The following is a 19,062-nucleotide window of genomic DNA, read 5'->3' as shown; positions in this document are numbered from 1 at the left end:
TCTCATACGTTCAAACAACCGTTTGAAGATTGTCGGGAAAATGGACGACGCGCAAGCCCTGACGGCCTTCGCGGCCCTGGCGCAGGAGCACAGACTGCGGCTGGTGCGGGCGCTGGTGAGAGCCGGTCCGGAGGGCCTCGCCTCCGGGACGCTGGCCGCGGCGGTCGGCGTGTCGGCCGCCACGGTGTCGCATCACCTGAAGGAACTGAGCCGCGCCGGGCTGGTCAGCTCGCGGCGCGACGGTCGCTCCATCCTCTACAGTGCCGCCTACCCGGTGCTGGCCGATCTGATCGCGTTCCTGATGCGCGATTGCTGCCAGGGCCGCGCGGAGATCTGCACGCCGGCGGCGGAGACCCTGGCCGCCTGCCTCAGCCCCTCGGGAGACGCCGCACATGTCTGAGCCGTTCGACGTCGTGATCTACCACAATCCGGCCTGCGGCACGTCGCGCAACACCCTCGCGATGATCCGTAACGCCGGGATCGAGCCCCACGTGATCGAGTATCTCAAGACGCCGCCGGCCCGCGCGCTGCTGCTACAGCTCCTCGACCGCGCCGGGCTGTCGGTGCGCGACGTGCTCCGGGAGAAGGGCACGCCCTACGCCGAGCTCGACCTCGGCAACCCGGACCTGACCGACGGGCAGTTGCTCGACGCCGTCGCGGCGCATCCGGTCCTGCTCAACCGGCCGCTGGTGGTCACGCCGAAGGGCGTACGCCTGTGCCGCCCATCGGAGGCGGTGCTGGATCTCCTGCCGCCGCAGCGGGGCGGGTTCGTGAAGGAGGACGGCGAGCCGGTGGTCGACGAGCAGGGCCGCCGTGTCGCCACGGCCTGAGCGCCCGCGGGCCGTGGCGGCGGTCCGGACATGAGCGAAGCCAGCCGCTGGCCGGTGATCGCCGCACTCGGCGTCGTGGAGATCCTCGCCTGGGGCTCGTCGTTCTACCTGCCGGCGGTGATGGCGGCCCCCATCGCCGAGAGCACCGGCTGGCCCCTCGCCTGGGTGGTCGGCGGACTGGCCTTCGGCCTCCTCGTCGCGGCCCTCGCCTCGCCGCATGTCGGGGCGGCGATCCACCGGCACGGCGGGCGGCCGGTCCTCGCCCTCGCGGCGCTGCTCCTCGCCGCCGGGCTGACCGTCGTGGCCGTGGCGCCGAGCCTGCCGATCTATCTCGCCGGCTGGCTGATCCTCGGCGCCGGCATGGGCTGCGGCCTGTACGACCCCGCCTTCGCGACCCTCGGGCGGCTCTACGGCGCGGCCGCGCGGCCGGCCATCACCACGCTGACCCTCTGGGGCGGGTTCGCCAGCACCGTGTGCTGGCCGCTCTCGGCCTTCCTGGTGGCCCATGTCGGCTGGCGGGGCGCCTGCCTCACCTATGCCGGCCTGCACCTCGCCGTGACGCTGCCGCTCATCCTCGCGATGATCCCGCACGCGCCGGAACTCCCGGTCTCCGACGGGCCACAGGAGGCGGGGTCCGCGCCGCTATCGACCCGGGAGCGCCGCGCGTTCCTGCTGTTCGCGGGGGTGCTGGTCCTCGGCGGCGCGATCATGTCCCAGGTGTCGGTCCACCTGCTCACCCTGCTGCAGGCGCGCGGCGTGTCGCTCGCCGCCGCCGTCTCGTACGGGGCGCTGATCGGGCCCGCGCAGGTGAGCGCCCGCGTCGCCGAGATCTCCCTCAAGGGCCGCCACCACCCGCTCTGGACACTGACGGCCGCCTTCGGCCTGATCGCCCTCGGGCTGTGGCTCCTTGCGGCCGGGCTGCCGGGCGTGGCGCTCTGGCTGGTGCTCTACGCGGGCGGCAACGGGATCTACTCGATCGCTCGCGGCACGGTCCCGCTCGCCCTGTTCGGCCCCGTGCGCTACCCGCTGGTGGTCGGCCGCCTCGCCCGGCCGGCCCTGGCCGCCCAGGCCCTGGCGCCGCCGGCTGGGGCCGTCGTGCTCACCCATGTCGGGCCGGGGGCCCTGTGGTGGATGCTCCTCGCGCTGGCGCTCGCCGCCCTGGGCCTGATCGGGGCGCTGTGGCGCGCGCGGTGACGGCGAGCCGGTAGGATCAGCGGATGCCGCCGTCGCGCAGGCGGTACCAGGCGATGATCGCCGAGACGTACAGCCGGTTCAGCCCGTGGAGCGGCAGCGGCTCGATCGGCGTCAGCGGCAGGGGCAGGTTGCCGGCATCTCCGGTCGCGATGTAGGCGGCCATCGCCCGGCCCATCGCCGACTGGAGGCCGACGCCCCGGCCCTGGCAGCCGATATCGATGAGGAGCCCGGGCGCCGGCTCGTGGAGATGGGGCAGGTAGTCCCGGGTGATCGCGACGCGGCCGCACCAGCGATGGTCGAAGGCGATCCCGTCGAGCTGGGGGAAGAGCTTGCCGACGATCCGCTCGAGATGGGCCCAGTCGGCGGGGTCGCGCGGCTCCCGGAACGGACCGCGGCCGCCCATCAGCAGGCGTCCGGTATGGTCGAGGCGGAAGTAGAGCAGGAGCTTGCGCGTGTCCGAGGAGACATGGCCTTCGGGCAGGATCGAGCGCCGCAGGTTGTCGGTCAGCGGCACCGTGGCGACCTGGAACGAGTTCGCCGCGATCACCGTCCGCGCGAGGTTCGGCCACAGGCCGCCCGTGTAGCCGTTGGTGCACAGCACGACCCGGCCGGTCGTCACCCGCTCGCCCTGGGCCGTGGTGACGGTCCAGCCCGATCCGGTCCGTTCGAGGCCGGTGACCGGCGATCCGCCGTGGATCGTGGCGCCGGCCTTCTGGGCGGCCCGGGCGAGGCCGCGGGCGTAGCTCAGGGGCTGGATCGCCCCGCCGCGGCTGTCGAGCCAGCCGCCGAGATAGCGGTCGGTCCCCAGCAGCTGCTCGGTCTCGGCCCTGTCGAGGACGCGGGTGGGCGCACCGAGATCCGCCCACTGGGCCGCCCGCTTGGCGACCTCGGCGAGCCCGGCCTCGGTGTGGGCGCCCTGGATCCAGCCGGCGCGGGAATGCGGCACGTCCATCCCGTGCCGGGCGATGAGGTCGAACACGACGTCGGCGGTCCCGCCGGCGAAGCGCGCGAGCCGCTCGCCGCGCTCCCGACCGAACCGCGCGACGAGGTCGGCGGGATCGTATTTGAGGCCGGGGATGACCTGGCCACCGTTGCGACCGGACCCGCCGTAGCCGACCTCCTGCGCCTCGAGCACGACGGGTCGGATGCCGCGCTCGGCGAGATGCAGGGCGGTGGACAGGCCGCAGAACCCGCCGCCGACGATCACCACCTCGGCTAGGCCGGATCGGGCCAGCGGCGGCGTGTCCGGCGCGGGCGCCGCCGTCGTGGCCCAGAGCGAGGGTGCGAGCGGGAACGGTTCGGCCACGGCGTGTCCTAGAGCGGGTGCAGCACGCGCTGCAGGAAGTCCCGGGTACGCGGATTCTGCGGCCGGTTGAGGACCTCGGCGGCCGGCCCCTGCTCGACGAGTCGGCCGCCGTCGAGGAAGAGGACCCGGTCGGCGACCTCGCGGGCGAAGCCGATCTCGTGGGTGACCACGAGCATCGTCATACCCTCGTCGGCGAGGGCGCGCATGACCTTCAGCACGTCGCCGACGAGCTCGGGATCGAGGGCCGAGGTCGGCTCGTCGAACAGGATCGCCTCCGGCCGCATGGCGAGCGCCCGGGCGATCGCGACGCGCTGCTGCTGCCCGCCGGAGAGCTCGTTCGGCCGGGCGTGCTCCTTGCCCGAGAGCCCGACCCGGGCGAGCAGGGCGCGCGCCCGCTCCTCGGCCTCGCCCCGGGGCTCGCCCTTCACGTGGATCGGCCCCTCGACGACGTTCTCGAGCGCGGTCCGGTTGGCGAACAGGTTGAAGCGCTGGAAGACCATCGAGACCCGGGTGCGGATCGCCTTGATGCCGCGCTTGTCCCGGTCGACACGCTGCCCGTCGACGCGGATCTCGCCGCCGTCGTAGGCCTCGAGCCCGTTGATGCAGCGCAGGAGTGTCGACTTGCCGGATCCCGAGGGCCCGATGATGCAGACGACCTCGCCCTTGGTGACCTCGGCCGAGACGCCCTTGATCACCTCCAGCGCGCCGTAATGCTTGCGGACGTCCTCCAGCACGATCATCGATGCCGTCCCTTCGCCTCGAAGTGGCGGACCAGCAGGATCAGCGGCAGGCTCAGCGCGAGGTACATCAGCGCCACCAGCGTGTAGACGCTGGTGTTCTTGAAGGTCGACGAGGCGATCAGCTTTCCCTGGAGCGCCAGCTCGGCGACCGTGATGGTCGAGGCCTGCGACGAGTCCTTGAGCATCATGATCATGATGTTGCCGTAGGGCGGCAGCGCGATCCGGATCGCCTGCGGCAGGATCACCCGCCGCATGGTCATGCCCCAGCCCATGCCGATCGACAGCGCCGCCTCGACCTGGCCGCGATCCACCGCCTCGATGCCGGCGCGGAAGTTCTCGGCCTGATAGGCCGAGTAGGCGATGCCGAGCCCGATGATCGCCGCCTGGACGGCGGTGAGCGACAGGCCGAAATCGGGCATCACGAAGTAGATGTAGAACAGCTGCACGATGATCGGGATGCCGCGCAGGATGTTGATCATCACCGCGCTGAAGCCCGACAGGATCGCGATGCCGGAGACCCGCATCACCGCCCAGACCAGCCCGAGCAGCGTCGAGACCACCAGGGACGCGATCGTGATCAGGATCGTGAGCTGCACGCCCTGCAGCAGGATCGGCAGGTAGTCCTGCGCGTCGGCGAGGAACTCGCGCATGAAGGTCAGGACCGGTCGGCCGACGGCGGCAGACCCCACTTGGTCAGGATCGCCTGGAGCGTCCCGTCGGCCTTCAGCTTGGCGAGCGCCTTGTCGATCTTGGCGAGGAGCTCGGTGTCGGTCTTGCGGACGCTGAGGCCGACCGAGGCGACGACGGTCGGCTTGAAGGTCTCGACGAGGCGGACGCCGGGAAACAGGCCCTGCTTGACGTAGTAGGCGAGGATCGGCGCGTCGGCGAAGCCGGCCTTCAGCCGCCCGGAATTGACGTCCCGGATGATGTCGGGGATCGCGTCGTAGATCTTCACCTCGTTGAAGAGGCCCGACCTCTTCAGCGGCTCGACGAAGGCGGTGCCGACCTGGGCGCCCACCGTCTCGCCCTTCAGGTCGGCGAAGGACGTGTAGTCCTTCGTGTCGGTCTTCGGGACGATCAGCCCCTCGCCGTAGCTGTAGACGGGCGCCGAGAACGACACGACCTCCTTGCGCTGCGGCGTGATGAACATCGCCGCCGCGATGATATCGATCTTCGAGGCGGTGAGCGCCGGGATCAGCGTCGAGAATTGCAGCGGCTCGACCGCGACCGTGAAACCCGCCTCCTTGCTGACCGCGTTGACGAGGTCGACCATCACGCCTTGAATGCTATTCGTCTTGGTATCGAGGAAGGTGAAGGGCAGGCCGGTGGGCGTCGATCCCACCTTCAGGGCCTGCGCGCCGACGGGAGCGCCGAGGACGCCGAGGAGCAGCGCCGACGACAGACACAGCTTGGCCAACCGTCTTCTCATGGTGCCGCTCCCGTGCAGTGCCCGGGTCACGCGGCGGAAGCCGGGCCCGATTTCATTCTCGTGAAGAATACCGCACGTTTTCGGTATCGACGCAAGCGACTTTCACGTGCATGAAGAAGCACACGAGAGGCAGGCTGGCGTGACGGTGAGCATCCCCCGAGGCGAGGCAACGGGTCCGGAACCGGTCGACCGGGCTGTGGGTCAGCGCCTGCGCGGCCTGCGTCGCGCGCGCGGACTCTCGCTGGAGGCGGTGGCGTCCAGCACGGGCCTGTCGATCGGCTTCATCAGCCAGGTCGAGCGGGGCCTGTCGTCGCCGTCCCTGCGGGTCCTGGCGCTGCTCGCCGACACGCTGCAGATCGGGATCGGCGGCCTGTTCGAAGCGGGGCCGGACGCGCCCGACCCGGATCCCATCGTCGTGTTCCGGAAGGACCGGCCGGAACTTCAGCTCTGGCGGGCCGGCATCACCAAGCAGCTCCTGACCCCGCCAGGGGGCACGCAGGGGATGAGCCTGTTCCACATGGTGCTGAAGCCCGGCGCGAGCACCGGCGACGAGCCGTTCAGCCACGACGGCGAGGAAGCCGGCCTCGTCCTCGCGGGGCGCCTCACCCTGATCGTCGAGGCGCGGACGCTCCAGCTCGCGGAGGGCGACAGCTTCCGCTTCGAGAGCCGGCGGCCGCACCGCTTCAGCAATCCCGACCCGCGCAGCCAGACCACCGTCCTGTGGGTCAACGTCCTCGGATCACCGGCGACGACGTGAGCGGGGCGCGGCGCGTCAGTTGCTCAGGCGCACGCTCGCGAGCGTGGTGCTGAAAAGCTTCAGCATGGCGGCGGTGATGTCGCCGTTCGTGGTCACCGGAAAATACATGCCGTCGGACGCGCAGGCCTGCAGGGCCGGCCCGATCTTCGACTCGTACGGCCTGACGTAGCTGTTGTAGAAATCGTTGTCGTAGATCGGCAGGTACTGCGTGTAGATGATCCCGATCTTGACGTTCTTGTTCTTGAGATTCGTGCAGGTCGAGGGACTCAGCGGCCCGATGAAGCGGTTGCTCTGGATCTGGAAACCCGCGCTCTGGTTGGTGACGCTGCCGCCGGTGTCCTCGACGCCGTCGGTGACCATGAACAGGAACCGGATCGGCTTGTCCGGCGTCAGCCCGTCGCCGCTGGCCGGGATCGTCGCGTTCATCTTCGCGATGGCCCGCTCGAAATCGGTCTGATTGTCGGACTGATTGTAGTAGGCGTAGGCGATATCGATATTCGGGGTCGCGATCTTGATATTGTTTAAGGTCGGCGTCATCGCCTGCAGCCGCGTCTGCGTCACCGAATCGTTGAAGGTCCACATCTCCATCTGGAACTGTTGCGGCAGCAACATGCTGACATTCGCCTGATCGACGAGCGCCGAGACCGCGTCCCTCAGAACCTGGATGCGGAGCTTGATGTTGTTCCGCGACGCCACATGGTAGAAGTCGTTCTGATCGTCGCCGATGATGTTGCCCTTGTTGTCGAAGGTGTGCTGGTGGCAGGCGAACGCGCACCCGTTGGTCGCGCGCTTCATGTTGCTCACGTCGGCATCGGTCGCCGCGAGCCCCATCGACGGCGAGTTGTCGAGCAGCAGGTAGTAGTTGATGTACTGCGAGGTGTTGCGGGTCGCCGAGGACGTGCCGCTGATGGGCATGGCCGGGATCTGCATCATCGATGCTAGGCTGGTCTTGACCGTCGCCGTGTAGGTGGCGGTGAGGCTCAGCGTCTTCGCGCTGTTCACCGGCGCGCCGGGGACGAACGAGGTCACCGTGACGCCCGGAACCTTGGCGGCCTCGGCGCGGAACTGCGTCTCCATGTTCTGCAAGGTCGTCGCCGGGATCGTGTTGGTCTTCTGCGACATCACCGCGAGCACGGCGCCGTCGAGGGCGGTGTCGAGCTGGGTCTTCGCGGCGTTGCGGCGCCCGTAATCGATCGCCGCCGCCGTGGCGAACATGACCGGCAGCGTGACCAGCGCGAACGTCAGCGCGACCTGACCGGAGCGCGCCCGCGGAAACGCCGCGACGGCCAGCCTGAGAGCGCGGTTCAACCGGATGCGGAACACCGACACGGGCCTTCCCTCAAACACTAGTTGTAGACCGGGCAGGCGGTGCCGCCCGGCATGACGATCTCGCTGGGGGTGCGCTCGGACCACGGGATCTGCCGCGAGAAGGTCAATCCGCGGCCGCCGAAGATCCAGCGGTACAGAGCACTCCCGATGATCGGGGTGTAGGGCATCGTGACTTCCGCCAGGATGTAGCGGGCCCCGTCGAACTGATAGGCGGCCGGCGTGGCGGGGAGTCCGTTGCTCCCGTTGGCCTGGTTGGCCGGGCGCTTCGTGGCGTTCTGCGGCCAGCTGGAGCAGACGAAGCCCTTGAGCGACCCGTTGACCGTTTCCACGCCCATCGCGTTGACCACGATCTGCAGGCCGGACGCGTCCAGCGGGCGCAGGATCGCGGTCGCCGCGCTGGTGATCTTCGTCATCCCGTCCTGCGTCGCCAGAGCCATCCCGTTCTGGGTCGCCAGAGCGTTGTCCACCCGTCCGGACAGATCGCTCAGCGTGCGCGCGAACAGGGTCAGCTTCCGGGTCGCGTCGACGACGCGCGTCAGCTCGGCGGTCCCGAAATACAGGACGATCAGCAGGGGCAGGACGAGCGCGAACTCGACGGCGGCGATCCCGCGCTCATCGTGGCGGAAGCGGCTCAAGCCGATCGGCAGGCCGCCCATCACGAGCACCCCGACGGCGCGGAGTAGGGCTCCACCTTGAACACCGTCGCGGCCTGCAGCACCCGCCGCTTGTTCGGCAGGTTGGGCACGGCGGCACCGAGCAGCGGGAAGAAGACCGGGATGTCGACCGCGGCCTGCACGATCACGATGGCCGAGTTCCCGGCGCAGGCGTAGCTGGCGAAGTTCGGGTTCCAGTCGCTCGCACCGCTGGCGTTGGTCGCGACCGGCGAGACCGGGGTGGCGGACCCGTAATCGGCCACCTTCATCACGCTGACCCGGACGTTGGCGCAGGTGAAGATCGTGATCCGGGGCGTGCCGTTCGGCTGCGTGCAGATCGCCGTCCGGAAGCGGCTCATCAGCGTCGCGGGGTCGGTTGTGCCGGCGTTCGTCGTCTGGAACGTGCCCGTGTAGATCTGCCGGCTGGCGTCGGACACCGCCTGCTGGAGGATCTCCTGCTCCCAGAACACGATCCCGTTCTCGAGGCAGGCCCCGACCAGCGCGAAGAACGGCAGGGCCACCAGGGCGAACTCCACGGCCGTCGCGCCCCCGCGTGCCCGCGCGAAGCGCGCGGCCCGTTCTCGGAGGTCGAGCAAGCGCGACGCCGCTCGGATTGCCCTGCTCACATCCCAACTCGAAATCGGAACCACCGAGCTCGAGAGAGCATCAAAAGCTTACTTTTCTCCGCGCATCACTGCTCAAAGTCGTGCCGTTCACGCACATGTGCTACCGAGCGGGCGCCGGAATAGTTCGTTAGCATCAACCAACAGTTGAGAGCGCCGCTGTTCCAGCCCTCATCGGTAACGCGGCGAGATCGCACTCGTCGGTCAGGCGGAGATCGTCGCGTCGACGTCGCGCGAAGCGGTCGACAAGACGAGGCGCGGGTTCGGCGCACGTTCGGCGTGCTTTGACGTATGGATGACGTGGAAATAGGACATTGCACAGTCACGATCGGCCGGAGCGGCACAGAATCGCGTCGAGATAAGTGCCATTAAGCGCGGCTTAAGAGGTCGCCGATAGTTTCACCGGGCAATATAAACCGCATGGCGATCCCCGATCATGGCCCGCGCTCTGCCGGACGTTGCCTCCATCGAAGAGGGTGTTGGGCTCCTCCGGACCCAGCTCCTGTCGATCTCCGACGCGATCGCGCGCACGCGCCAGGAGATCGCCGACCTCCGGCAGGAACAGGAGACGAGCCGCGCGCGGGACGAGCTCCTCGCCGTGGTGCAGGGCACCGAGGACGCCACCAACGCGATCCTGACGGCTTCGGAGAAGGTGGACACGCTCGCGCGCGGCATCGTCAGACGGTCGGGCGAGGACGCCAACCGGGCCGACGCCCGAGCCATCCAGATCGAGATGCAGACGATCTTCGAATCCTGCAATTTCCAGGACCTTACCGGCCAGCGGATCTCGAAGGTCGTGCGCACGATCGTCCTCGTCGAGGAGCGGATCGGCGAGATGCTGCGCGTCTGGTCCGGTCCCGGCGACCCGCCGTCGCGGCCGAATCCGACGGCCGACACGCGCAGCGAGGAGGCGGCCCTGCTCAACGGCCCCGTCCTGCCCGGCGACGCCTCGGTATCGCAGGACACGGTCGACGCGATGTTCCCGTAAGGCGCGGTCCGGAAGGCGTGCCGATGGGCCGGATACTCCTCATCACGGACGATCCCGCACGCAGCCAGGTCCTGGCTCAGGACCTGTCCGATGGCCTGTCCTGTGAGCTCCACGATCTGCGCGCCGCGGAATTGCCCCTCGGCGGCGCGACCGCGATCGTCACCGACGTGCACGATCTGGGCGCGAGCTCCGTCGAGCGCCTCCGCCGCCGTCTCGCGGAGGTCCGGCACGGCGCTCCGCTGACCGTCCTGCTCCACACCGACAGCCCACGAACCCGGCTGCTCGGCGTCGCCCTCGGCGCGACCCACACGCTGTGCGCGCCCTTCGACACGGATCGCCTGCGGGAGACGCTGGGGGCGCCGCGCGCGACCGCGCGCCTCGCGACCTTCGCGGACGAGCCCCTGCCGGCCTGCGCCGTGCGGACGGCCGCGGCGGTGCGCGGATTCTACGCCTCGGTGTTCGTGCCCGACCAGCCGATCACGCCCGGCGTCATCGACAACGGAACCCAGGCCATCGACCTCGCGATCCGGGACACCGGGATCCGCGACTGGGTCCGGGCGGTCCGCCAGTTCGACGACGCCACGCACCAGCACTGCCTGCTGGTCGCCGGTCTGGCGGCGGCCTTCGCGGCGAGCCTCGGCCTCGGCGAGCAGGAGCGCCACCGCCTGACCAAGGCGGCCCTGCTGCACGACGTCGGCAAGATCCACATCCCGGCCGCGATCCTCAACAAGCCGGGCCGGCTCGACGACGCCGAGCTGGCCGTCATGCGGCTGCATCCGGAGAAGGGCTACAGCATGCTCGTCGATCAGGGCTTCGAGCAGCAGATGCTGCACGTCGTCCGGTCGCACCACGAGATGCTCGATGGGTCGGGCTATCCGGACCGGCTCAAGGGGGAGGAGATCCCCGACCTCGTCCGCCTCGTCACCGTCTGCGACATCCACGCGGCCCTGATCGAGCAGCGGCCCTACAAGCAGCCCATGGCGAGCGAGGCGGCCTACGCGATCCTGGAGGGCATGGCGGGGCGGCTCGACCCCGCGATCGTCGGCGCGTTCCGGCCGGTCGTCGCCGCCTTCGCGCCCCACACCCTCGACGCGGCCTGACAGCGTTCGGCGGCGTCGGGCCGCGGCTCCGTCGCGTTCCTTCGGCCGCGTTCCTTCGGCATGCGAGAGCCGCGCCGCGGTGGGATCCGCGGCGCGGCGTGCGTTTTCCACCGTCACGGCGTCGCGCGCTGCGCCGTGCGCGGCCCGCGACGCCGCTGGCTCACTCGGCCGGCTGGAGAGCCGGCGCGGGGGGAAGCGGCGCCATGGTCTGGCCGGACAGGGCCGCGGCGAGCTTGGCCTCGTCGACCTCGTTCTCCCAGCGCGCCACCACGATGCAGGCCACCGCGTTGCCGATGAAGTTGGTCAGCGCCCGGCACTCCGACATGAAGCGGTCGACGCCGAGGATCAGCGCCATGCCGACCACCGGCACTGAGGGCACCACGGCGAGCGTCGCCGCCAGGGTGATGAAGCCCGAGCCGGTGACGCCGGCGGCACCCTTGGACGACAGCATGGCGACGAGCAGCAGCAGCGCCTGCTCACCGTAGCTCAGCGGCGTGTCGGTCGCCTGCGCGATGAACAGCGCCGCCATGGTCATGTAGATGTTGGTGCCGTCGAGGTTGAACGAGTAGCCCGTGGGCACCACGAGGCCGACGACCGGCTTCGAGCAGCCGGCCCGCTCCATCTTCTCCAGCAGCGAGGGCAGTGCCGACTCGGAGGACGACGTGCCGAGCACGAGGAGCAGCTCTTCCTTGATGTAACGGATGAGCTTGATGATCGAGAAGCCGTTGTAGCGGGCGACCGCCCCGAGCACGACCAGCACGAAGATCGCCGACGTCAGGTAGAAGGCGCCGACGAGGTAGGCGAGGTTGGCCAGCGAGCTGATCCCGTACTTGCCGATCGTGAACGCCATCGCGCCGAAGGCGCCGATCGGGGCGACCTTCATGATGATGTTGACGACGCCGAAGATCGCCTCGGACAGGACCTTGATGATGTCGAGCACCGGCTTGCCGCGGTCGCCCAGGAAGGCGAGACCGAAGCCGAACAGCACCGAGAAGAACAGCACCTGCAGGATCTCACCGCCCGCGAACGCGCCGACCGCCGTCGTGGGAATGATGTTCATCAGGAAGTCGACGATGCTCTGCTCCTTCGCCTTGCCGGCGTAGGTGGCGACCGCCTTCGGATCGAGCGACTTCGGATCGATGTGCAGGCCGTTGCCTGGCTGGAGCACGTTGGCGACGATGAGGCCGACGATCAGCGCCAGCGTCGAGAACGTCAGGAAGTAGATCAGCGCCTTGCCGCCGACCCGACCGACCTTCTCGAGGTTGGTCATCCCGGCGATGCCGGAGACGACGGTCAGGAAGATTACCGGCGCGATGATCATCTTGACGAGCTTGATGAAGGCGTCGCCCAGCGGCTTCAACTCGGCGCCGAGCTGCGGGTAGAAATGGCCGAGCAGGATGCCGATCGCGACGGCGACCAGAACCTGGAAGTACAGGGTCCGGTACAGCGGCTTCGATTTGGCGGGCGGATGCGGGGCGGTGAGTGGTGACGGTACGACAGCCATCGGGCGTTCTCCCTGTCTCGGGTTTCGGGCGGGGCGGCTCGCGTCGGGGTGTCCCGGCGGTGTCCGCGCTTGCTGTTGGCCTTCCGGCGCGCAGCCGTTCTCTGACGACATGGCTGCGTTTCGTGACGAGAATGGCAACCGGCATGCCAATTGACCGACGGCCGCTACATTTCTTTAACCACTTGCTGGAGATAGCTTTTTTCAAGCAGACTCCCGGCAGGGCCGCGGGTGGTCTTGCGGATTCCCGCACGTCACCGGTCGGAACGGTCCGGATCTCCGCACTGGCCCGCCGTCAGTGACCGGGCACCCGCCCTCCGGTCACCGCCCGCCTTCGCGCCGGGGTGTCGCCGTCGTGGTCGGGCTCTGCGCGATCCTCGTGACGGCGTGGCTCGCCGGGCGCGCCGCGGAGCGCTGGGCCCTCTCAGACCTGCGGCGCGGCGCCCGTTCGGCGATCGGCCTTCAGGTCGGCGTCCTGCTCGCGGAGATGCAGAAGCAGGCGTCCCTGCCGCTGGCGCTCGCGGCCGACCCCGAGGTCGCCGCCGCGGTCGGTCCCGATCCCGGGCGCGACCTCCTCGACCGTGTCGACCGGCGGCTCGCCCAGGTCGCCGCCGCCACGGGTTCGGCGGTCATCTACATCATCCGCGTCGACGGACTCACGGTCGCGGCGAGCAACGCGGGCGAGGATCGCAGCTTCGTCGGCCGGGACTACGGGTTCCGCCCGTATTTCAAGCAGGCCCTGGCCGGCGGGGCCGGCTCCCAGTTCGCCCTCGGCACGGTCAGCGGACGGCCGGGCCTGTACCTCGCGCGCCGGATCGGGGCCGGGAGCGGGGTCGTCGTGGTGAAGGTCGAGTTCGACGCCGTCGAGTCGGCGTGGCGGGCCGCCCGCGAGGTCACCTTCGTCACCGACGCCCGTGGCATCGTCCTCGTCACCAGCGAGCCGGGCTGGCGCTTCGACACGCTCAGCGCCGTCGACGCGGCCGAGCGCGCCCGGATCGAGGCGGGACAAGAATTCGGCAACGCCCGCCTGGAGCGCCTGCCGCTCCATCCGGTCGCGGGCGAGCCGGACGTGGTGCGGGTCGGGCGCGGGTCGCTGCCGGCCTGGAGCGCGATCCTGTCGCAGGCGCCCGTACCGGGCACGGACTGGCAGCTGCGGACGCTGACGCCGCTCGGCACCGCCGTCGAGCGGGAACGCCTGCAGGCCTGGATCATCGCGGCCCTCGTCACGGCATTCGCTGGCTACGGGATCTTCGCGCTCACCGATCGCGGCCGCCGGACCCGGGCGCGGCTCGCCGAGGCCGCGGCGCGCCGGGCGGAGCTGGAATCGAGCGTCGAGGCGCGGACGCGGGCACTGCGGGAGACCAATGCCCAGCTGCGCGCCGAGATCGCGGAGCGGCAGCGCGCCGAGGCCGAGCGCGAGCGCCTCGGCCGCGAACTGGCGCAGGCCGGCCGGCTCGCGGCGCTGGGCCAGTTCGCGGCCAGCATGGCCCACGAGATCAACCAGCCGCTGGCGGCGATCCGCTCCTACGCGGACAATGCCGCGATCCTGATCCGCCGCGGGCGGGGCGAGGACGCGGCCGAGAATGCCGCCGCCATCGGGCGGCTCACCGACCGCATCGCCGGCCTCACCCGGCAACTCAAGGGCTTCGCCCGCCGCGCCTCGCCGCGGCGGGAACCGGTTTCCCTGCGTGAGGTGGTGGCCAACGCGCTGGAGCTCGTGGCGGCGCGCGCCGCCGCGCTGCACGTCCCGCTGGAGGCGGACCGGCCCGCCCCGGATCTGCGCGTCCTCGGGGACGGCCCGCGGCTGGAGCAGGTCCTGGTCAACCTGCTGCAGAACGCCGTCGACGCCGTGGCGGGTCGCGAAGAGGCCCGCGTCAGCCTGCACCTCGTCGAGGGGGACGAGCGCGTCGCGATCGAGGTGGCCGATACCGGGCCCGGGATCCCCGCGGAGGTGCGCGGCCAGATCTTCGACGCCTTCTTCACGACCAAGGCGGACGGCCTCGGCCTGGGCCTCGCCATATCCCGCGGGATCGTGGAGGATTGCGGCGGGAACCTGATCCTGGCCGGCGGCGACGGCGCCGGGACGGTCTTCCGGATGGAGATGATCCGGGCGGCGGACGCAGTCCCGAACGTGGGCAAGCCCGTGGGAGCGACACCGTGAGCGGACCGGCGGACGCGCAGGCGGGCACCGAGCGCGTCGTCTTCATCGACGACGAGGCCGACGTGCGCCGGGCCAACGGCCAGAGCCTGGAGCTCGAGGGTTTCACCGTCGAGGCCTTCGCGGCCGCCGAGCCGGCGCTCGCGGCGATCCTGGCCGCGCCGCCCGGCGTGGTGGTCACCGACGTGCGGCTGCCGGGGCTCGACGGCGTCGCCCTCCTGACGCGGCTGCGCCGGGTCGACCCCGACCTGCCGGTGATCCTGATCACCGGCCACGGGGACATCCGCATGGCGGTGGCCGCCATGCAGGACGGGGCCTACGACTTCCTGGCCAAGCCCTATCCCGCCGAGGCGCTCGTCGTGTCCGTGCGCCGGGCGCTGGAGCGGCGGCGGCTCGTGATCGAGAACCGGGCGCTGCGGGCCCGGCTCGACGCGGCGATCGAGGAGGATCCGGCTTTCCTCGGGACCTCCCCGGAGATCGTGGGCCTGCGCGCCCTGGTGCGCGAGGTGGCGCAGGCCGACGTCGACGTGCTGGTTTTCGGCGAGACCGGGTCCGGCAAGGAGGTCGTGGCCGGCGCCCTGCACCGGTGGAGCCGCCGCGCGGAGCGAAACCTCGTGGCCATGAATTGCGGGGCGCTGCCCGACAGCGTCGTGGAGAGCGAGCTGTTCGGGCACGAGGCCGGCGCCTTCACCGGGGCCCTCAAGCGCCGGGTCGGCCGCATCGAGCACGCGCAGGGCGGCACGCTCTTCCTCGACGAGATCGAGAGCATGCCGCTGCCGCTGCAGGTCAAGCTCCTCCGCGTGCTCCAGGAGCGCACCGTGGAACCGCTCGGCACCAACGAGGTGCGCCCGGTCGACATGCGCGTGGTCGCCGCCACGAAGGTCGATCTCGGGCAGGCGGCCGCGCAGGGCACCTTCCGCGACGACCTCTATCACCGGCTCAACGTCATCACGATCGCGATCCCGCCCCTGCGCGACCGCGGGGAGGACGTGCTGCTGCTGTTCCAGCACTTCCTGCGCCGGGCCGCGGAGAAGTTCGGGCGCCCGGTGCCGCCCGTCACGCCGGCGATCCGCGAGCACCTGCGCCGCCACGCCTGGCCCGGCAACGTCCGCGAGCTCGGCCATTTCGCCGAGCGCTGCGCGCTGGGCCTCGCGGCGGCGGCGCAGCCCGCGGCCGAGAGGGCCGCCGCCAGCCTCACCGATCAGGTCGATCGCTTCGAGCGGCAGCTGATCCGCGACGAGCTGATCATGGCCGGCGGCGATGTCCGCGCCGCCGCGGAAGCCCTCGGCCTGCCGCGCAAGACCCTCTACGACAAGATGGCCCGGCACGGTCTGACCCCGGGCGACTACCGCTAGGGCCGTCGCCCGGCCCGTCCCGAGCCACCGCCGGTGCCGGCGCGATCACGGGAGCGCCGCGACGGCGACCTGCCGAAAAGGGGTACGCGGGCCGGTGCGGAAACTGCTTAGCGTAGCGGACGGATCCCCCCGCCGAGCCGCCCATGCCCCGCTTCTTCATCGACCTGCACGACGGAACCGAGCTCGTCCGCGACAAGGACGGCTACGACCTGCCCGGTCTCGAAGCCGCCCGGTCGCAGGCCGTGAAGATCATGACGCGGATCGCGCAGGGGCTCTCCGACCGGCCTGGGCGCCAGGATTACATCGCGGCGGTCCGCGACGACACGGGCGTGGTGCGGATGCGCTTCCGCGTGTCGCTCGATGCCGGCCCCGTCGGCTGACGTGCCGAGACGCCGAGCGGCCCCGGCGCGCGCGCGGCCGGGACAGGTCCACCTGGCGTTCGCGTCGATTTGGCGTAGGCTGGCGTTCCCTAGCCGAGGAGGGACGACATGGGTCTGATCGCCTTCATCCTGATTGGTGGCCCCTGGGTGGCGGCAACGGCGTGGCTCTGGCACCAAGCCGGGGGCGCGGAGGCATGGCGCAACGCCGTCCACGGCACCGTGCCTGGCAGGCAGTGACGCGGCCCGCGTCCACCGTACGCCTCCGACGCTCCTGACGGGCGCGGCTCTCCGGATCCGGTCCGCGGTATCACCGCCGACACGACCGGGGGCGGCCACGCTGTCGACCGCGCTGCGAGCCGGGGCGAGATCGCGTCCCGCGCTGCGCGGCGGCTCAGAGCCGGCTCGGCGCTCGGGTGCCCGCGCCCGACACCCCGCTCACGCCCGCGCTGCTCGAACGGGCCGCCGTGCCACCGTCCAGCCCCCGGACGAGCAAGCTCAGCGCCAGGAGGGCGAGAAGAAGGCCCGCGGCCGTGTTCATCCGATTCAGGACTCGGCTGGTCACGCAGCGCCGGAGCAGGGACACCGCGGTGTTGAGCACAACCCACCAGCCGAACGAGCCGACGAAGACACCGGCCGCCAGGACCGGGAACGGTGCGGTCCCGCGCTCGAGGAAGGCCGGCATCGCGGCCAGGAACAGCACGGGGGTGACCGGATTCGTCAGGGCCAGCACGACCGCGCTGCCGTAGCTCACCGCCAGGGTGTCGCAGCACGCGCGGCCCTCCTGCAGCACCGAGACGCTGCGAAGCACCCGGACCGCGAGGGCGAGAAGCACCGCCTCCGAGATCAGGGAGAGAACGGCGCCGTTCGACCACACCGCGGCGAGCTCCGCGCCCCAGCGCATGACGAGACCCCCGTATGTCAGGTGCACGGTGGCGACACCGAGCCCGGTGGCGAGGCCGGTCGACAGGCCGCCTGACAGCGTTCGCTGAACGCACAGCAAGCTCGTCGGCCCGATCGGCGCGGCGATGGACAGACCGAGACTCGCGCCGGTGAGCAGTGCCGTGGCGACGACGCTCATGGCACCGGGAATCCGGTCAGTCGTCTTCCGCGCGGTCGAGGGGCGAGGCGGCCGCCCGGGACCCCGCGGCCGCCCTGTCGGTGCCCGGGCACCCGATGTGATCGCGCTCCACGGCGGACGACGCTTGGGCACACGCGATGTCCGGCATGTCGTTCAGCTCGTCGGCGCGGGCGCCGGCGCAGAACAAGACGACCACGGCGGTGGCGACGACTGTTTTCATGGCTGTTCCTCCCTCGCGTCGACACACTAGGGAGGGCGGGAACCCTGGCATCCTCTGTTCGGCGGATGGCGCTGCCAGCGCCGCGCCGCGCTCGCCGCCGGCGTCCCGGTCGGGCGACAAAGCACCGTGGCGCCAGGCACTTACACAGCCGCGCCGGCGCTCCGGGCGGCCGTGTCGACGCCGCGTGTCCGGGGCCGGGGGGCGGTGAGTCCGTCGAAACGGCCCTCGGCGCACCGTCCCTGCCGGACGGCATCCTCTGTTTGAAGGATGCAAATGTCGGTTTTGGACTGATATTGGTATTACCGCGGTCAGAAGAATCGTCGCGGGACGTGCCAATGCGGGAAGCGCTTATCGACCGGATCTACGAGGCTGCGGGCACGCCGGAACTCTGGCCCGACGTCCTCCAGTCCATCGGCGATATGGCGAACTCGGACGGCGCTGTGCTCACGGTGCTCCCGCCCGTCGGGACCTCCCGCTGGATCGCCTCACCGGCCCTGGAGCAGCGCCTCGGTCACCAGACCGGCGCGGGGCGCAGCAGCGGTCGGATGGCGCCGTGGCGCACCGACGCCCAGGCGGGCTTCACGCGCGACGTCGACCTCGTGCCGGCCTCCTACGAAGGCTGGCCCCGCGAAGGCGACAGGCCGTTCTGGCAGGTGGGCACAACGATTCCCCTTTCGACAGGCGACATCGCGATCGTCACCGCCGAACGGCGGGCTCAAACCGGCCCCCATGAGGCCTCCGTCCTGCCCGGACTTGACGCCTTGCGACCACACCTCGTGCGCGCCTGCGAGCTCAGCGCCCAGTTCAGCTGCGAGCGCGGCCGCGTCACGACCGCGACGCTCAGCCAGATCGGACTCCCCGCCGCCGTTCTGTCGGCCTCGGGTCGGGTGCTGACCATGAATGCCCGGCTGCAGGAGCGGGAGGAGGTCCTGCCCCCCGGCCAGCACGGCGGCCAGCTCTTCAAGAGCCTGATCAACAGCAAGCTGCTGCAGGACGCGATCGGCAACGTCGTTGGCGGCCGGCGCCCGGCGCAGACCATGCCGGTGCGCAGCTACTCTGATCACCGTCCTCAGATCGCTCATGTCATGCGCCTGAAGCAGCGCCCCGGCGACGTCTTCGGTGCCTCGGCGGTGCTCCTCGTTCTCGTGCATGTCGGCGCGCGGGCGGTTCCGGACGACGGCCTGCTGAACATGCTGTTCGACCTGACCCCGGCGGAGGCGCGGTTGCTCCAGGCGCTCGCCGGAGGCTTGCGTCTGCAGAGCTACGCCGAGAGCGTCGGCGTCCAGACAAGCACCGTCCGCACCCAGCTCAACTCGATCTTCAACAAGACCGGAACGAAGCGGCAGGCCGATTTGCTGAGCATCGTCACGTCGCTCGCGCTCTTCAGCGGGCAGACGACGAAGCGCCTGGGCGCGGCGTGA

At 70.6% G+C, this 19,062-nt stretch carries 21 protein-coding genes; 11 read left to right on the top strand and 10 right to left on the bottom strand.

What is annotated here, in order from left to right; translation table 11 throughout:
* Positions 1-40 precede the first annotated feature (40 nt).
* From LXM90_RS21575 to LXM90_RS21565, 3 genes are read left to right on the top strand one after another with little or no spacing between them, the layout of a single operon-like run.
* The gene (locus LXM90_RS21575; protein WP_020091723.1) at positions 41-400 is read left to right on the top strand and encodes an ArsR/SmtB family transcription factor; all 360 of its coding nucleotides are present in this window, start codon (positions 41-43) and stop codon (positions 398-400) included.
* On the top strand, positions 393-830 hold the full coding sequence (arsC, locus tag LXM90_RS21570; protein WP_020091724.1) for an arsenate reductase (glutaredoxin): 438 nt from the start codon (positions 393-395) through the stop codon (positions 828-830). Before LXM90_RS21575 ends, arsC begins: the two co-directional genes overlap by 8 nt.
* 30 nt (positions 831-860) lie before the next feature.
* The gene (locus tag LXM90_RS21565; RefSeq protein ID WP_020091725.1) at positions 861-2,024 is read left to right on the top strand and encodes an MFS transporter; all 1,164 of its coding nucleotides are present in this window, start codon (positions 861-863) and stop codon (positions 2,022-2,024) included.
* Between the two features lie 16 nt (positions 2,025-2,040).
* On the opposite strand, the gene LXM90_RS21560 is transcribed toward LXM90_RS21565, so the two are convergent.
* From LXM90_RS21560 to LXM90_RS21545, 4 genes are read right to left on the bottom strand one after another with little or no spacing between them, the layout of a single operon-like run.
* A complete protein-coding gene (locus LXM90_RS21560; protein ID WP_020091726.1) occupies positions 2,041-3,330 on the bottom strand; it encodes an NAD(P)/FAD-dependent oxidoreductase in 1,290 nt (429 codons plus the stop codon).
* 8 nt (positions 3,331-3,338) lie between these two features.
* Positions 3,339-4,070 carry an amino acid ABC transporter ATP-binding protein gene (locus LXM90_RS21555; RefSeq protein ID WP_020091727.1) on the bottom strand — a complete coding sequence of 244 codons (732 nt, stop codon included), beginning with the start codon at positions 4,068-4,070 and terminating at the stop codon, positions 3,339-3,341.
* Entirely contained in the window at positions 4,067-4,720 is a 654-nt protein-coding gene (locus LXM90_RS21550) for an amino acid ABC transporter permease (RefSeq protein WP_012317380.1), read from the bottom strand. Before LXM90_RS21550 ends, LXM90_RS21555 begins: the two co-directional genes overlap by 4 nt.
* Positions 4,721-4,725: 5 nt before the next feature.
* Positions 4,726-5,499, bottom strand: a complete 774-nt coding sequence (locus LXM90_RS21545) for an ABC transporter substrate-binding protein (RefSeq protein ID WP_026604723.1) — start codon at positions 5,497-5,499, stop codon at positions 4,726-4,728.
* Between the two features lie 139 nt (positions 5,500-5,638).
* On the opposite strand from LXM90_RS21545, the gene LXM90_RS21540 reads away from it, so the two are divergent.
* A complete protein-coding gene (locus tag LXM90_RS21540) occupies positions 5,639-6,256 on the top strand; it encodes a helix-turn-helix domain-containing protein (protein WP_026604724.1) in 618 nt (205 codons plus the stop codon).
* 15 nt (positions 6,257-6,271) lie between these two features.
* Here LXM90_RS21540 and LXM90_RS21535 read toward each other — a convergent pair whose 3' ends face one another.
* The 3 genes from LXM90_RS21535 to LXM90_RS21525 are packed head-to-tail and all read right to left on the bottom strand — an operon-like array spanning position 6,272 to position 8,834.
* Positions 6,272-7,669 carry a TadE/TadG family type IV pilus assembly protein gene (locus LXM90_RS21535; protein ID WP_234081039.1) on the bottom strand — a complete coding sequence of 466 codons (1,398 nt, stop codon included), beginning with the start codon at positions 7,667-7,669 and terminating at the stop codon, positions 6,272-6,274.
* The gene (locus tag LXM90_RS21530; RefSeq protein WP_042673245.1) at positions 7,603-8,241 is read right to left on the bottom strand and encodes a TadE/TadG family type IV pilus assembly protein; all 639 of its coding nucleotides are present in this window, start codon (positions 8,239-8,241) and stop codon (positions 7,603-7,605) included. The genes LXM90_RS21535 and LXM90_RS21530 overlap by 67 nt, the downstream gene beginning before the upstream one ends.
* Complete coding sequence (locus LXM90_RS21525) at positions 8,241-8,834, bottom strand: TadE/TadG family type IV pilus assembly protein (protein ID WP_020091733.1); 594 nt, start codon at positions 8,832-8,834, stop codon at positions 8,241-8,243. Before LXM90_RS21525 ends, LXM90_RS21530 begins: the two co-directional genes overlap by 1 nt.
* 463 nt (positions 8,835-9,297) lie before the next feature.
* Here LXM90_RS21525 and LXM90_RS21520 point away from each other — a divergent pair, with 463 nt between their 5' ends.
* Complete coding sequence (locus LXM90_RS21520) at positions 9,298-9,849, top strand: protein phosphatase CheZ (RefSeq protein WP_020091735.1); 552 nt, start codon at positions 9,298-9,300, stop codon at positions 9,847-9,849.
* Between the two features lie 23 nt (positions 9,850-9,872).
* The gene (locus LXM90_RS21515; protein WP_020091736.1) at positions 9,873-10,949 is read left to right on the top strand and encodes an HD-GYP domain-containing protein; all 1,077 of its coding nucleotides are present in this window, start codon (positions 9,873-9,875) and stop codon (positions 10,947-10,949) included.
* 160 nt (positions 10,950-11,109) lie between these two features.
* On the opposite strand, the gene LXM90_RS21510 is transcribed toward LXM90_RS21515, so the two are convergent.
* Positions 11,110-12,453: a dicarboxylate/amino acid:cation symporter gene (locus LXM90_RS21510; RefSeq protein ID WP_020091737.1), complete on the bottom strand. Its 1,344-nt coding sequence runs from the start codon at positions 12,451-12,453 to the stop codon at positions 11,110-11,112.
* Positions 12,454-12,748: 295 nt separating this feature from the next.
* On the opposite strand from LXM90_RS21510, the gene LXM90_RS21505 reads away from it, so the two are divergent.
* The 4 genes from LXM90_RS21505 (at position 12,749) to LXM90_RS31935 (ending at position 16,580) form a co-directional block, all read left to right on the top strand.
* On the top strand, positions 12,749-14,611 hold the full coding sequence (locus LXM90_RS21505; protein ID WP_020091738.1) for an ATP-binding protein: 1,863 nt from the start codon (positions 12,749-12,751) through the stop codon (positions 14,609-14,611).
* The gene (locus tag LXM90_RS21500) at positions 14,608-15,963 is read left to right on the top strand and encodes a sigma-54-dependent transcriptional regulator (protein ID WP_020091739.1); all 1,356 of its coding nucleotides are present in this window, start codon (positions 14,608-14,610) and stop codon (positions 15,961-15,963) included. The genes LXM90_RS21505 and LXM90_RS21500 overlap by 4 nt, the downstream gene beginning before the upstream one ends.
* A 143-nt stretch (positions 15,964-16,106) precedes the next feature.
* Complete coding sequence (locus LXM90_RS21495; protein WP_020091740.1) at positions 16,107-16,343, top strand: DUF6894 family protein; 237 nt, start codon at positions 16,107-16,109, stop codon at positions 16,341-16,343.
* Positions 16,344-16,451: 108 nt separating this feature from the next.
* Positions 16,452-16,580 (top strand): hypothetical protein, encoded by a 129-nt coding sequence (locus LXM90_RS31935; RefSeq protein WP_020091741.1) that lies wholly within the window; start codon positions 16,452-16,454, stop codon positions 16,578-16,580.
* A 154-nt stretch (positions 16,581-16,734) separates the two neighbouring features.
* Here the strand turns inward: LXM90_RS31935 and LXM90_RS21490 are convergent, their stop codons facing one another.
* Together LXM90_RS21490 and LXM90_RS21485 are read right to left on the bottom strand one after the other, a co-directional pair.
* Positions 16,735-17,421 (bottom strand): LysE family translocator, encoded by a 687-nt coding sequence (locus tag LXM90_RS21490; protein WP_020091742.1) that lies wholly within the window; start codon positions 17,419-17,421, stop codon positions 16,735-16,737.
* A 16-nt stretch (positions 17,422-17,437) separates the two neighbouring features.
* Positions 17,438-17,641: a hypothetical protein gene (locus LXM90_RS21485; protein WP_020091743.1), complete on the bottom strand. Its 204-nt coding sequence runs from the start codon at positions 17,639-17,641 to the stop codon at positions 17,438-17,440.
* Positions 17,642-17,976: 335 nt separating this feature from the next.
* Here LXM90_RS21485 and LXM90_RS21480 point away from each other — a divergent pair, with 335 nt between their 5' ends.
* Positions 17,977-19,062: a helix-turn-helix transcriptional regulator gene (locus LXM90_RS21480; protein ID WP_020091744.1), complete on the top strand. Its 1,086-nt coding sequence runs from the start codon at positions 17,977-17,979 to the stop codon at positions 19,060-19,062.

The sequence above is a fragment of the Methylobacterium oryzae genome, from assembly GCF_021398735.1.
GTDB lineage: Bacteria > Pseudomonadota > Alphaproteobacteria > Rhizobiales > Beijerinckiaceae > Methylobacterium.
The sequence above is the reverse complement of the archived record's forward strand: the minus strand, read 5'-3'. Positions and strand labels throughout refer to the sequence as shown.